The 12,701-nt window shown below is 71.9% G+C and carries 13 protein-coding genes; 2 read left to right on the forward strand and 11 right to left on the reverse strand.

The window, feature by feature from the left end; all coding sequences use genetic code 11:
- Nucleotides 1-30: 30 nt before the first annotated feature.
- The 3 genes from smc to ACIPRD_RS00685 form a co-directional block, all read right to left on the reverse strand.
- Nucleotides 31-3,624: a chromosome segregation protein SMC gene (smc, locus tag ACIPRD_RS00675; RefSeq protein ID WP_401558800.1), complete on the reverse strand. Its 3,594-nt coding sequence runs from the start codon at nucleotides 3,622-3,624 to the stop codon at nucleotides 31-33.
- A 245-nt stretch (nucleotides 3,625-3,869) separates the two neighbouring features.
- On the reverse strand, nucleotides 3,870-4,073 hold the full coding sequence (locus ACIPRD_RS00680; protein ID WP_067004905.1) for a hypothetical protein: 204 nt from the start codon (nucleotides 4,071-4,073) through the stop codon (nucleotides 3,870-3,872).
- Nucleotides 4,074-4,454: 381 nt separating this feature from the next.
- Complete coding sequence (locus tag ACIPRD_RS00685; protein ID WP_356404179.1) at nucleotides 4,455-4,736, reverse strand: acylphosphatase; 282 nt, start codon at nucleotides 4,734-4,736, stop codon at nucleotides 4,455-4,457.
- Nucleotides 4,737-4,839: 103 nt separating this feature from the next.
- Here ACIPRD_RS00685 and ACIPRD_RS00690 point away from each other — a divergent pair, with 103 nt between their 5' ends.
- Nucleotides 4,840-6,339 carry a CAP domain-containing protein gene (locus ACIPRD_RS00690; RefSeq protein ID WP_401558805.1) on the forward strand — a complete coding sequence of 500 codons (1,500 nt, stop codon included), beginning with the start codon at nucleotides 4,840-4,842 and terminating at the stop codon, nucleotides 6,337-6,339.
- On the opposite strand, the gene ACIPRD_RS00695 is transcribed toward ACIPRD_RS00690, so the two are convergent.
- The gene (locus tag ACIPRD_RS00695) at nucleotides 6,333-6,575 is read right to left on the reverse strand and encodes a hypothetical protein (RefSeq protein ID WP_401558807.1); all 243 of its coding nucleotides are present in this window, start codon (nucleotides 6,573-6,575) and stop codon (nucleotides 6,333-6,335) included. The genes ACIPRD_RS00690 and ACIPRD_RS00695 overlap by 7 nt on opposite strands.
- Before the next feature lie 277 nt (nucleotides 6,576-6,852).
- On the reverse strand, nucleotides 6,853-7,443 hold the full coding sequence (locus ACIPRD_RS00700; protein WP_356404164.1) for a flavodoxin family protein: 591 nt from the start codon (nucleotides 7,441-7,443) through the stop codon (nucleotides 6,853-6,855).
- A 171-nt stretch (nucleotides 7,444-7,614) separates the two neighbouring features.
- Here ACIPRD_RS00700 and ACIPRD_RS00705 point away from each other — a divergent pair, with 171 nt between their 5' ends.
- The gene (locus tag ACIPRD_RS00705) at nucleotides 7,615-8,010 is read left to right on the forward strand and encodes a helix-turn-helix domain-containing protein (RefSeq protein WP_356404162.1); all 396 of its coding nucleotides are present in this window, start codon (nucleotides 7,615-7,617) and stop codon (nucleotides 8,008-8,010) included.
- Here ACIPRD_RS00705 and mutM read toward each other — a convergent pair.
- The 6 genes from mutM to coaD all read right to left on the reverse strand — a co-directional run bounded on the left by mutM (nucleotide 7,983) and on the right by coaD (nucleotide 12,689).
- The gene (mutM, locus tag ACIPRD_RS00710) at nucleotides 7,983-8,843 is read right to left on the reverse strand and encodes a bifunctional DNA-formamidopyrimidine glycosylase/DNA-(apurinic or apyrimidinic site) lyase (RefSeq protein ID WP_356404160.1); all 861 of its coding nucleotides are present in this window, start codon (nucleotides 8,841-8,843) and stop codon (nucleotides 7,983-7,985) included. The genes ACIPRD_RS00705 and mutM overlap by 28 nt on opposite strands.
- A gap of 122 nt (nucleotides 8,844-8,965) precedes the next feature.
- The gene (gene rnc, locus ACIPRD_RS00715; RefSeq protein WP_401558811.1) at nucleotides 8,966-9,787 is read right to left on the reverse strand and encodes a ribonuclease III; all 822 of its coding nucleotides are present in this window, start codon (nucleotides 9,785-9,787) and stop codon (nucleotides 8,966-8,968) included.
- An 8-nt stretch (nucleotides 9,788-9,795) separates the two neighbouring features.
- Nucleotides 9,796-9,969 (reverse strand): 50S ribosomal protein L32, encoded by a 174-nt coding sequence (gene rpmF, locus ACIPRD_RS00720; RefSeq protein ID WP_015657589.1) that lies wholly within the window; start codon nucleotides 9,967-9,969, stop codon nucleotides 9,796-9,798.
- A 2-nt stretch (nucleotides 9,970-9,971) separates the two neighbouring features.
- On the reverse strand, nucleotides 9,972-10,625 hold the full coding sequence (locus ACIPRD_RS00725) for a DUF177 domain-containing protein (RefSeq protein WP_356404156.1): 654 nt from the start codon (nucleotides 10,623-10,625) through the stop codon (nucleotides 9,972-9,974).
- 205 nt (nucleotides 10,626-10,830) lie between these two features.
- On the reverse strand, nucleotides 10,831-12,039 hold the full coding sequence (locus ACIPRD_RS00730; RefSeq protein ID WP_356404154.1) for a cell division initiation protein: 1,209 nt from the start codon (nucleotides 12,037-12,039) through the stop codon (nucleotides 10,831-10,833).
- Nucleotides 12,040-12,209: 170 nt separating this feature from the next.
- A complete protein-coding gene (gene coaD / locus ACIPRD_RS00735) occupies nucleotides 12,210-12,689 on the reverse strand; it encodes a pantetheine-phosphate adenylyltransferase (RefSeq protein WP_401559984.1) in 480 nt (159 codons plus the stop codon).
- Nucleotides 12,690-12,701 lie beyond the last annotated feature (12 nt).

Here is a 12,701-nt window from a genome sequence, read left to right on the forward strand (position 1 = left end):
GAAGTGAAGGAGACGTTATTTGATCTTGAACTAGACCTGGCGCAGCCGCTGCGAGATGACCTTTGACACACCGTCACCCTGCATCGAGACGCCGTAGAGCGCGTCCGCGACCTCCATCGTGCGCTTCTGGTGCGTGATCACGATGAGCTGCGAGGACTCCTGGAGCTCCTGCATGATCCGGATCAGGCGCTGGAGATTGGTGTCGTCGAGGGCGGCCTCGACCTCGTCCATGACGTAGAAGGGGCTGGGCCGCGCCTTGAAGATCGACACGAGGAGGGCCACGGCGGTCAGCGACCGCTCGCCGCCGGAGAGCAGGGAGAGCCGCTTGACCCTCTTGCCCGGGGGCCGGGCCTCGACATCCACGCCGGTGGTGAGCATGTTGTCGGGGTCGGTGAGGATCAGCCGCCCCTCACCGCCGGGGAACAGCCGGCCGAAGACGCCCTCGAACTCGCGGGCGGTGTCCCGGTACGCCTCGGTGAAGACCTGTTCGACCCGCTGGTCGACCTCCTTCACCACATGAAGGAGGTCGGCGCGGGTCTTCTTGAGATCTTCGAGCTGCTCGCTGAGGAACTTGTGCCGCTCCTCCAGCGCCGCGAACTCCTCCAGGGCCAGCGGATTGACCTTGCCGAGCTGCTGGTAGGCGCGTTCGGCGGCCCTGAGCCGTTTCTCCTGCTCGGCCCGCACGAAGGGCCTGGGCAGGTCGCGCGGGTCCCCGGCCGCGGCGGAGCCTCCCCCGGGTCCGGTCTCGGGCGGCTCCTCGCCCTCGGCGGGGAGCGACGGCGGCACCGGCTGCTGCGGGCCGTACTCGGACACCAGCCCCGCCGGTTCGACGCCCAGTTCCTCCAGCGCCCTGGCTTCGAGCTGCTCGATCCGCAGCCGCTTCTCGGCACCGAGGACCTCACCCCGGTGCACCGAGTCCGTCAGCTTGTCCAGCTCGGACTTGAGCTCGCGTCCCTCGCCGCGCGCGGCGGCCAGTTCCCGCTCGCGCAGGTCCTTGGCGGCCTCGGCCGCGGCCCGCTCCCGGTCGGCCCGCCCGACGGACACCTCGATGTGGGCGAGGAGCTGCCGCGCCCCGGAGGCGACGGCCCCGGCGACGGCGGCCTCGTGCCGCAGCCGCGCCCGCCGCTGCTCCGCACGCGCGCGTGCCTCGCGTTCGGCGCGGGCGGCCCGGTCGAGGGAGTCGGCCCGCCCCGCGAGCCCCCTGACCCGCTCCTCGTGGGTACGGACCTGGAGGCGGGCCTCCATCTCGGTCTGGCGCGCGTTGGCTCCGTCGGCGGCCAGCCGGTCGCGCGCGAAGGTGTCGGGCTCCTCGTCGGCCGGTGCCTCCTCGGCCACCGCCAGCCGCTCCGCGAGCTCCCCGGCATCCAGTACGGCGGCCTCCAGGGCCTCCTGCGCACGCGCGGCCGCGGCGGCCGAGCGCTCGGCCTCTCCGGCGGCGCCCCGCGCCTGCCCCGCGAGCCGCCCCAGCCGCTGGGCCACGGCGGACTTCTCCCGGTCGGCCGCCCGCCGCCGCTCCCCCAGTTCCTCGACGAGCGCGGCGCTCTCCGCGCGCTGCCCGGCCGCGGCACGCTGCTCCTCGGCCAGTTCCTCGCACCGCACGGCCAGCTCCGCCAGCTCCCGTGCCGCCTCGTCCACCGAGGCCTGCACCTCCAGCAGGCTCGGCGCCCCGGCCGATCCGCCCTGGGCGAAGTGAGCTCCGAGCAGATCGCCCTCCGCCGTCACCGCGGTCAGCTCCGGGTGCGCGTGGACCAGGTCCTCCGCGTCCTCCAGCGTCCCGACGACGACGATCCCGCGCAGCAGCCGCCGTACGGCCGGCATCAGTTCGGCGGGCCCGCGCACGAGGTCGACGGCGGGAAGGGAGCCGCGGGGACCGGGGGCGCCGCCGGGGCGGCCGAGGTCGTCCGGGAACCCCGCCGTCAGCAGGGTCACGCGGCCCCCGTCCTCCTTGCGGAGGAGTCTGATGGCCTCGGCGGCGGCCCCGGTGCCGTTCACGGCGACCGCGTCGGCGGCTGCTCCGAAGGCCGCGGCGAGGGCGGTCTCGTGGCCGGGGGTCACGGTGAGCAGTCCGGCCGCCGGGCCCAGGACTCCGGTCAGCCGGTCGCGCGTCTGGAGGAGGGTGCCGGTGCCGTCCTTGCGGCGCAGGCCGAGGGAGAGCGTCTCGTGGCGGGCCTGGGTGGCGGCGCGCCGGCGTTCGGCGGCGGTGACGGCCTCGCGGGCGGCGCTCAGGGCGGCCTCGGCCCCGGTGAGCAGGCGCCTGGCCTGCTCGTGCCGTTCACCTATGTCGGCGTCGTCCGCGTCGAGGCCGTCGACCTCGGCCTTGAGCGTCTCGTACTCCTCCTGGGCGCCGGCCGCGCGTTCCTGGGCCTCGTCGCGGGCGGCGGCCAGCCGGTCGATCTCGGCCTGGGCGGACGCGGCGCGCGAGCGGGCCGCGTTGGCCTGTCCGGACAGCCGGGCCAGGCCCTCGCGCCGGTCGGCGATGGCGCGGGCGGCGTCCTTCAGCCGGCGTTCCTCGACCGCCAGGTCCCGCTCCAGCTCGGCGCGGTGGGCGACGGTGTCGTCGAGCGCGTGGCGGGCGGCCTCCAGGGCGGCTTCGAGTTCGGCTTCCTGCTCGCGGACGCGGGCGGCCTCGCGTTCCATGTCCTCGGGGTCGCGGCCGCGCCGCTCCTCGGGGGGCGCCGCGTCGGCGCTCCTCACCCGGGCGTCGGCCAGCGAGACGGTGCCGCGCACGCGTTCGGCCAGCTGGGACAGCTCGTGCCAGGTCTCGCGGGCGCGCTGGAGGCGCGGGGTGAGCCGCCGTACCTCCTCCTCCAGGAGGGACTCCCGCTGGAGGGCCTTCCTCAGCTCGGCCTCGGCGCTCTCCCTGCGCTCCTTCAGGGCGGCCTCGTCGGCGATCTCGGTGCTGAGCGCCTCGCGCAGCTGTACGAGGTCGTCGGCGAGCAGCCGCAGACGCGCGTCGCGCAGGTCGGCCTGGATGACCGCGGCCCGGCGCGCGACGGCGGCCTGGCGGCCCAGCGGCTTGAGCTGACGGCGCAGTTCGTCGGTGAGGTCCTGCACGCGCGCGAGGTTGGCCCGCATCGCGTCGAGTTTGCGCAGCGCCTTCTCCTTGCGCTTGCGGTGCTTGAGCACACCCGCGGCCTCCTCGATGAAGGCGCGGCGGCCCATCGGATCGGCGTGCAGCACGGAGTCGAGCTGGCCCTGTCCGACGATGACGTGCATCTCCCGGCCGATGCCGGAGTCGGAGAGGAGATCCTGGATGTCCAGCAGCCGGCAGGTGTCACCGTTGATCTGGTACTCGCTGCCGCCGTTGCGGAACATGATCCGGGTGAGGGTGACCTCGGCGTACTCGATGGGCAGCGCCCCGTCGGAGTTGTCGATGGTCAGGGACACCTCGGCGCGGCCCAGCGGCGGGCGGCCGGTGGTGCCGGCGAAGATGACGTCCTCCATCTTGCCGCCGCGCAGCGACTTGGCACCCTGCTCGCCCATGACCCAGCTGAGCGCGTCCACCACGTTGGACTTGCCCGAGCCGTTCGGCCCGACGACGCACGTGATCCCCGGTTCGAACCGGAGCGTGGTCGCCGAGGCGAACGATTTGAACCCACGCAGGGTCAAAGCCTTGAGGTGCACGCCGTGGGACTTTACCGTCCGTCGCTATCTCAAGGGGCGAACACTCGCAACCCCTACGGTTTCGCCCATGAACATGCAGGGCACACCAGATGTTGAAGAACGTGAAAGGATGCACGGGGGAAAGAAGGAAGGGACGCCGAAGCGTCCCTTGCAGCTCTGACAACTGGGCTTGTGTTGTCTGATCATTGAGCGGTTGATAGGGGCTGCCCAACCACTGCTTCTGCTTTCGTGGAGCGATGCAGCGATCAGGTGAGCGCAGGCTCCGCCTGGTGTGCGTCGATGCTCTCCATGATCCTGTCCTGAGAGGCGGCAGCCGTCAGCGCGTCGTTCTCCGCCTGGATGCGTCCGAGTTCGGACTCCAGGTCCTGGACACGCTGCTGCAGCCGTCGCATCTCGGCGAGGAGTCGCGGGTCGGAGCCGCCGACGTAACCGAGAAGCGCCTTTGCCATGATGGATGGTCCTCCACACTGAGTGACCGACCGATGCGGTGTGGGTCGTGAGGGATCGCACCCGCGGTGCTTGACACACTGGAGTGTTGCTCTGCCGCTCTACATGCCAAACAGCTAAGGTGCGCGGGGCTTTCAGCGTCTCACCAAAAAGTTTGACGGTCAACACGATCACACCCTGTATTGGCGGGCGAACCCGGGGCGCGCGACCGGCTGTGCGGTGGCGCTGTGTCTCCTGCGGGGCCCTCAGGGAGTGGTGACCAGCTGTATCTGGGGAGCCTGCCACGCGGCGGCGTTCTTGGCAACCACCAGGCCATTTCTGCTCCGGGCACATGCCCGGAGCAACTTGTTCCGCCCCCACCTGCGGGGCTTTACGGAAACGTCTCAGCGGATGGCGAAGCCGTCGTAGCCGCCGCGCGGTGTGTCCCAGATCTCGGTGACGCCGTCTACGCGTCCGGGCGTGTCGTCACCCTGGAGCCAGTCGAGCAGTCCCTCGCAGTTCTCGCGCGATCCTTCCGCGACCACCTGGACGCGTCCGTCGCCCAGATTGAGAGCAAAACCACTCAGCCCGCCGATCTCCAGCGCCCGCGCGCGGGTGAACCAGCGGAAACCCACACCCTGGACGCGGCCGCGAACCCAGGCCACCATCCGTACGTCCTCACTCATGGAGGCAACCTAACCAGCCGGTGTCCACCGCTCCGCACCCTCCCCCCGGGCCATGCGGTAGCGTCCCGATCCGATACATCTCATATGAAACTCACTCGATCGAGTGAGTCGGATCGGCCAGAGGGCTTCGTCCGCCGTCACGGCGCCGGCCGACCGCGAGAACGAGGAAGAGGGCAAGGGCATGGGACGCCACCGCCGCTCCGCAGCCGGGCGCGCCGACGCGGACCCCTCCGGCACGGGCTCCTCCGGTACGGACGCGTCCGGCGCGGGCTCCTCCGGCGCGGGCTCGGGCGCCGGCTCACCGGCGGGCTCCCCCGGCCACGGCTCGGGCGCCGGCTTCCCCGCGGACTTCTCCGGGACCGGCTTCCCCGGGGACTCTCGCGCGGGCTCCGGCGGTGGGCCCGGCTCGGGCTCCGGTGCGGCGGCTCGCGGGCGGCGCTCACCGACGGACGACGGCTTCCGTCCGGGCATCGCCCCGTATCCGAACTCCGAGGCGTACGCCGAGACCAACGCGCGCAGCACGGCGTACCTGTTCGGGACCGACGACGCCTGCGAGCGGCCGGGCGGGGCCGGTGAAGGCTCCGACGGCGCGCTCGGCGGCGGGGCCGGCAGTACGCCCGGGAGAGGGCCTGGTGTCCCGCCCGGCGGTGGGGCCGGCGGCACGCGCACCCGCCTCACCTCGCTCGGCGGCGCGCACACGAGCTCCCCGACGGCCGCCGCGAACGGCACTGGCCCCACGGGGCGCGGGCCGCGAGGCCACCGGCGGCGGAGGAAGGCCGTGCCGCCCGTACGCACGGGGCTGCTCGGGGTGACCGCGGCCGTGGCGCTCGGCACGGTCGCGGTGGCCGCGGGCCTCATACCCGGGCTGCAGAACTACCGGCTGGGCGGCGGTTCGGGCAGCGGCGGCCACGTACGGGCCGTGGACTCCCCCGGCAACTCCGCCACCGAGCAGGGCGGCTCCTCGGGCAGCGCCGAGTCCTCGGCCGGCGGCCTCGGGACGGGCGGCGGCGTCCGGCTGCCGTCCCTGCCCGGACTCCCGGCGTCCGCGGCCGCCACCGCATCCCCGGAGAAGCAGGCCCCTTCCCCCACGGCCACTCCGTCCCCGTCGGCGACTGCGGGCGCGGCCACCACCGCCACCCCGGCGCCCGGAAGCACCTCCTCGCCGAGCGCGCCGAAGTCTCCGGCGCCACCGCGGGCGAGTTCCGCCCCGGTGACGGTCTCGGTGGAGACGGTCGCCGCGGCGGAGGTGCTGAACCTCGTCAACGACGAGCGGGCGAAGGCCGGTTGCAGCGCCGTGTCGGCGAACTCCGCGCTGAGCGCGCTGGCCGCCTCCTTCAGCGCCGACATGGCCGCGCGCGGTTTCTTCGACCACACCGACCCCGACGGGCACAGCCCGTGGGACCGGGCGGCGAAGGCCGGCATCACCGGTCTCGGCGGGGAGAACATAGCCCGCGGCCAGTCGGACGCGGCAGCCGTCATGCAGGCCTGGATGAACAGCCCCGGCCACCGCGCCAACATCCTGAACTGCGACTTCAAGACCCTCGGCGTCGGCGTCCACTTCGGCCCGGGCGGCCCTTGGTGGACTGAGGACTTCGGCTACTGAGAGAGCCGGGACAGTGTGATCGCGAGGCCCAGGATCAGCAGTCCGGCTCCCACGACCCCGCACTGCAGCCTCATGCGCCCGAGGCTCTTCCAGGGTGTTCCCCACGCGGTCCTGTGATGCGGCGAGAAGTACGCGTCCGCCCGGTCCCACACCCACACGTCCAGGTTGCGGAAGCCGCCGGCGACCAGGGTGAGAAAGCCGCCCGCCATCAGCGCGAGCACCCCGCGAAGCATCACCGTTCCCCCTCCACCCGCGACCGGTCACTCCCGCGCGGCATCCTCGCAGAGGTGCAGGAGGGATCCGGTACCAGGGGCGCGCCGCCGCGGCGAACCCGACCGCGCGGGGATCGGGGTCACCGCGGCGATCCGCGCGTACGGCACCCCGGGCTTCAGGCCGTGACCCGGCCCCGGGCGACCGGGCTTCAGGCCGCGACCCGTCCCCGGGCGACCAGGCCCCGGGCGACCAGGCTCAGGCGTGACCCGGCCGTGGCCGGGCCGGGGCCGGCCGAGGGCTTCAGGCCGCGGCGCGGCCGCGGTTGAAGACGGCTGCCGTGTCCGCGACCCGGCGGCCCAGGTGTTCGGCCGTGGCGATGTCGGACTTGTGGACGCCCTCCGGGCCCTGGTCCACGTTGGTCTGGGCGGCGGCGCCGGCGAAGAAGCCGAGGCGGTTGAGGTCGTTCTCGGAGGACTCGCTGCTGTTCCAGCCCGGGTGGAGACCGAGGTTGACCCAGTTCATGCCGTGCTGGCCGGCGAGGACCTGGAAGAACTGCAGGGTGTTCAGCTTGTCGCCGCTCTTGGAACCGGAGTTGGTGAAGCCGGCGGCCAGCTTGTCCTTCCAGTCCTGCCCGAACCAGCGCTTGGAGGTGGCCTCGGCGAAGACGTGGAAGGCGCCGGAGGCCGTGCCCATGTAGGTGGGCGAGCCGAAGACGATCGCGTCGGATCGGTCCAGGATCTCCCACTGCGCGTCGGTGATCTCGTCGACCTTGATCAGGTGCACCTCGGCGCCCGCCTCGGCGGCACCGGCGCGGACGGCCTCGGCAAGGACGGCGGTGTGGCCGTAGCCGGAGTGGTAGGCGATGGACACGACAGGGGCGGGAACGGTCATGGTGATGCGCTCCTTGAGCAGCGGAGAATGGATAAACCGGAAGAAAAGGGGATGAGGGCCCAAGAGAGCCCGCACCTCGGCACACCGCGGCGCGGCGGTAACCAAAGGAAAGCACTAACTTTTGGTTAGTGCAAACTCGCGGTGAGCGCTGTGCTCGCGTACGCTGGTTCCATGAGCGGCCGCACCCAGGACCAGGACGACCTCGCCTACGACGTGTTCGCCAAGGCCTGCCCCTCGCGCGGCACGCTGGAGCACGTCACGGGACGCTGGGGCGGACTGACGCTCGGCGCGCTGTACGAGGGTTCGCTGCGCTTCAACGAGCTGCGCCGCCGCATCGACGGGGTGAGCGAGAAGATGCTCTCCCAGACCCTGCACGCGCTGGAGCGCGACGGCCTGGTGCACCGCGAGGCGCAGCCGGTCAACCCGCCCCGCGTGGACTACGAACTGACCGCCCTGGGCCGCGCCGTCGCCGAACGGCTGCTGGCGCTGATCCACTGCGTGGAGGGTTCCATGGACGACGTCCTGGCCGCCCGCGCCCGTTACGACGAGACGCGCGGCGCCTTCTGACACTTCGGGCAGAAGTAGCTGGACCGGTTCATCCACGGGCGGCGCCGCATGGGCGTGCCGCACCGGTTGCAGGGCAGGCCCTCGCGGCCGTACGCGTCCAGGGACCGGTCGAAGTAGCCCGACTCGCCGTTGACGTTGACGTACAGGCTGTCGAAGCTAGTGCCGCCGACGGAGAGGGCCGCGTTCATCACGTCCCGGACATGGCCGAGCAGGCTCATGGTGACCGGGCGCGTGAGATGCGCGGTCGGACGCTCGTAGTGGATGCCGGCGCGCCACAGCGCCTCGTCGGCGTAGATGTTGCCGACGCCGCTGATCAGCGACTGGTCCAGCAGGGCCCGCTTGATCGTGGTCCGCTTGCGCCGCAGGGCCTGGTGGAAGGCCTCGTCGTCGAAGAGGGGGTCGAGCGGGTCGCGGGCGATGTGCGCGATGACGTCGGGCAGGCCGTCGGGGGTGTTGTCGTGCAGCGACAGGCCGCCGAAGGTGCGCTGGTCGACGAAGCGCAGCTCGGTGTCGACGGCGTCGGCGAAGCGGACCCGGACCCGCAGGTGCTTCTCGTCGGGCGCCGCGTGCGGCTGGACCAGGAGCTGGCCGCTCATGCCGAGGTGGGCGAGGACCGACTGGTCGGTGTCCTCCAGCGGCAGCCACAGGTACTTGCCGCGGCGGCTCGGGGTGCCGACGGTGTGGCCTTCGAGGCGGCGCGCGAAGTCCTCGGCGCCCGCCGTGTGCCGTCGTACGGCACGGGGGTGGAGCACCTCGGCGGCGGCGACGGTGCGATGGGCGACCCATCGCTCCAGACCGCGCCGGACGACCTCGACCTCGGGCAACTCGGGCATCAGGACCCCCGTCGGGTCCGCGGGCCGTACGGGGAACGGACCGGTGCGGACCGGTGGATGAACCGAGCGCCCGCCCCGCCGTGACCGACGGGGACGGGCGCTCGGACTACTGCTTCTTCAGGTCAGGCGGTGGCAGCGGACGACGGATCGCCCTGCCCGGCGGCTTCTTCGGCCGCCTTGGCCCGCTCGTCCGCGGCGGCCCGGATGGACCGCCAGGCGGACTCGGCGGCCTGCTGCTCCGCCTCCTTCTTGCTGCGGCCGGTGCCGGTGCCGTACGAGACGCCTCCGACGCGGGCAGCAGCAGTGAAGGTCTTCTCGTGGTCGGGGCCGGTCTCCGTGACCAGGTACTCGGGCACGCCGAGTCCCTCCGTCGCGGTGAGCTCCTGGAGACTGGTCTTCCAGTCCAGGCCGGCTCCGAGGTTCGAGGACTTCTCGATCAGCGGGTCGAAGAGCCGGTGAACCAGCTCGGACGCCGCGTCGAGGCCCTGATCGAGATAGACCGCGCCGATCACCGCTTCAAGGGTGTCGGCGAGAATGGATGCCTTGTCCCGGCCACCCGTTCCTTCTTCACCGCGGCCGAGCCGGATGAAGGCGCCCAGGTCGAGCCCACGGCCGACCTCCGCCAGCGCACGAGAGTTGACCACCGCGGCCCGCAACTTGGCCAGCTGGCCTTCGGGCAGGTCGGGGTGGGTGCGGTACAGCGTGTCCGTGACGACGAGGCCGAGCACGGAGTCCCCGAGGAACTCCAGCCGCTCGTTCGTCGGCAGACCGCCGTTCTCGTACGCGTAGGAACGATGGGTCAGCGCGCGCACCAGAAGGGCGGACTCGACGTGGTAGCCGAGCCGCCCTTCCAGAAGCGTGTGGGACGAGGCCTGGTTGTCCGCCGGTCCACCCCCGCTCACGCGGGAAGTGTTCTTCTTGGCAGTGGACACAGTGCCTCTCACCAGCCCGCTCAGACCTCGAGGACCTGGCGCTTGTTGTAGGTGCCGCAAGACGGGCACGCGATGTGCTGCTGCTTGGGCTCGTGGCAGCGCTCGCACGCAACCAGGGGGGTGACCGCAGCCTTCCACTGCGACCGGCGGTGGCGCGTGTTGCTGCGCGACATCTTCCGCTTCGGAACAGCCACGGCTACTTCTCCTGCTTCTCGTCGGCGCGTGCTGAAGGAAGCGCGCCGCCGCTCATCTCGTCCTTCTCGCCGTCTTCGAGTGAACCGGCGAGTCCCTGCAATGCCGCCCAACGGATGTCGACGGCGTCGTGGTGGTGGTCCGGGTCGTCCGCGAGCCGCGCTCCGCATTCGGAGCACAGACCCGGACAGTCGTCCTGGCACACCGGCTGCATCGGCAGTGCGAGCACCACCGCATCACGCAGCACAGGCTCGAGGTCGATCAGGCCGTCCTCGATGTAGAGCCTGTCCTCGTCGTCCTCGGCGTCGTCGCCCGGTTCCGCGATCACGCGGCCCCGGTCGTCGGCGTCAGGGTACGAGAACATCTCCTGGAAGTCCGCATCGAGCTCGTACTCGAAGGGCTCCAGACACCTTACGCACTCCGCTTTCGCCAGTGCACGGGCGGTGCCTGTGACAAGCACCCCTTCCATGACCGACTCGAGCCGGAGGTCGAGCTCCACCGGGGCGCCTTCCGGCACTCCGATGACGCCCTCGATACCGAAGTCGCGGGGGGCGTCGATCTCGCGGGTCAGGCGCTGCAGCGCACCAGGCCGCCGGCCCAGCTCGTGCGTATCGATCACGAGGGGGTTGCGGTGGTCGAGGCGAGCGTTGGAAGCCATTCCTGCTTTCGATCTTCGAACTCGAAGGGACGCCGCCCCACGGTGTTCCGGGCAGCGCCGATCACGGGCATACACGTGACCGAAGAGCCAGGATACTGGACCTTTCGCTCAGGGCCCAATCCGGCTGCCGCACCCCGGGAACCCGGGGCCCACGGAGCGGCGGATCGGACCCGCGCTCCCCGCCCAGCGGCCCGTGCCGGCCGTTCTACAGCCCGCGCCCCTGCTCGTACGCGCGCAGCTGCTCCGCGCTGATCATGCTGGTGTCGAACAGGCTGGTCTCGTCGAGAGCGTATCCCTGCTGGGACTGGTGCGGCTGCTGTGGGGGCTGGTGCGGCTGCTGCGCCTGGTTCGGGTCGTAACCGGCCTGCCGGCCGTCGTAGCCCTGGTAGGCCGGGGCGCCGCCGTTCTGGGCGTAGCCGGCCGCGGCGTAGGGGTCGGCCTGCGGGTAGCCGTAGGGGTCCTGCTGGGCGTAGCCGCCCTGCTGCGGGAAGGTGGGGGCACCTCCCGCCGGAGCGTAGCCGGAGGTGGGGGAGTAGGGGTCCTGCTGCTCGTACGCGTCGGGCTGCTGGTCGTAGGCGTCCGGCTGCTGCTGGTAGCCGTAGACGGGCTGGGGCTCGTACGACGGCTCGGGCTGCGGCTCGTACGACGGCTTGGGCCGCGCGGCCTGGCGGCCCGGGCGCTCGGCCTGGGCGTCGTCGGAGAGGGCCGCGAGGTCGGCGAGGTAGTCGGCGTCGCTGGAGTGCTGGTAGGTCGTGGTGTCGTCCGCGAGGGCGCCGAGGTCGTCCGTGGCGATCCGGCCGTGCAGCTTCTGCCGGCCGCGGCCGACGGCCTCCAGGGTCGCGGCGAGGACGGCCTCGAAGGCGCCGAGCTTGGCGTCCACGTAGGCGTCGGCGTTGTGCCGCAGGGTCTCGGGGTCCTGGCTGCGCTCGGGGGCGTCCTCGTCCTCGTAGCCGTCCTCGTCGAGGCCGGTGCCGGTACCGAGGAGCTTCTCGCGGCCGCGGCCGACCGAGCCCAGGGTCTTGGTGAGGACGACCTCGAAGTTGGCGAGCTTGGAGTCGACGTACTCGTCGGCCTCGGCGCGGACCTCCTCGGCCTCCGTGCGGGCCTCGGCGAGGATCCGGTCGGCCTCGCTCTGGGAGCGGCGGGCGATCTCGGTGTCGGAGATCAGCGAGCCGCGCTCGGCGTGGGCGTCACCGATGATCCGCTCGGCCTCGACGCGGGCCTGCTCGACCATCTGCTCGCGGTCGCCGATGAGTTCCTGGGCCTGGGCGAGCGAGCTGGGCAGCGCCTGGCGCACCTCGTCGAGGAGCGCGAGCAGTTCGGCACGGTTGAGCACGCACGAGGCGGACATGGGCATGGACCGGGCGCTGGAGACCGCGGAGACGATCTCGTCGAGCTTCATCTGGACGTCCACCGGCGCTCGCCACTCTCTACAGCTGTGTTGAAGACGGACGGCACGACTGTACGGCCATGGCCCCGCCGCCGGACACCGGGTGACGCGTTGTCACCTTCGCGCGGACCCGCGGCGGCCTCGCCCTGCCGTCGTGGGCCTCGCCGGGCCTCCACCGGCCCCGCCGTGCGGGCTCAGTTCGCCGTCAGGCGTCCGGCGAGGGCGTCCAGGACCTGCGGCGGCACCAGGTGGGAGACGTCGCCGCCCCAGGCCGCGACCTCCTTGACCAGCGAGGAGGACAGGAAGCTGTAGGTGGGGTTGGTGGGCACGAACAGCGTCTCCACCCCGGTGAGGCCCATGTTCATCTGGGCCATCTGGAGCTCGTAGTCGAAGTCGCTGACGGCGCGCAGACCCTTGACGATGGCGGGGATGTCCCGCTGCTTGCAGAAGTCGACGAGGAGGCCGTGGTGGGCCTCGACGCGGACGTTGGCGTAGTCGGCGGTGACCTGGCGGATCAGTTCGATCCGCTCCTCGACGTCGAACAGGCCCTTCTTGGACTTGTTGATCATCACCGCGACGAACACCTCGTCGTACAGGCGGGAGGCGCGGGCAATGATGTCGAGATGTCCGTTGGTGATCGGGTCGAACGACCCGGGACAGACGGCGCGGCGCACTTGAGATCCCTC

This window comes from Streptomyces sp. NPDC090108, from assembly GCF_044747185.1.
Taxonomy (GTDB): Bacteria; Actinomycetota; Actinomycetes; order Streptomycetales; family Streptomycetaceae; genus Streptomyces.

Coding starts and splice junctions, on each gene's coding strand:
- ACIPRD_RS00680 (WP_067004905.1), bottom strand. CDS start 4,073: ATGGCAAAGGCGCTTCTCGGTTACGTCGGCGGCTCCGACCCGCGACTC.
- ACIPRD_RS00685 (WP_356404179.1), bottom strand. CDS start 4,736: ATGAGTGAGGACGTACGGATGGTGGCCTGGGTTCGCGGCCGCGTCCAG.
- ACIPRD_RS00700 (WP_356404164.1), bottom strand. CDS start 7,443: ATGACCGTTCCCGCCCCTGTCGTGTCCATCGCCTACCACTCCGGCTAC.
- ACIPRD_RS00705 (WP_356404162.1), top strand. CDS start 7,615: ATGAGCGGCCGCACCCAGGACCAGGACGACCTCGCCTACGACGTGTTC.
- mutM (WP_356404160.1), bottom strand. CDS start 8,843: ATGCCCGAGTTGCCCGAGGTCGAGGTCGTCCGGCGCGGTCTGGAGCGA.
- ACIPRD_RS00725 (WP_356404156.1), bottom strand. CDS start 10,625: ATGGCTTCCAACGCTCGCCTCGACCACCGCAACCCCCTCGTGATCGAT.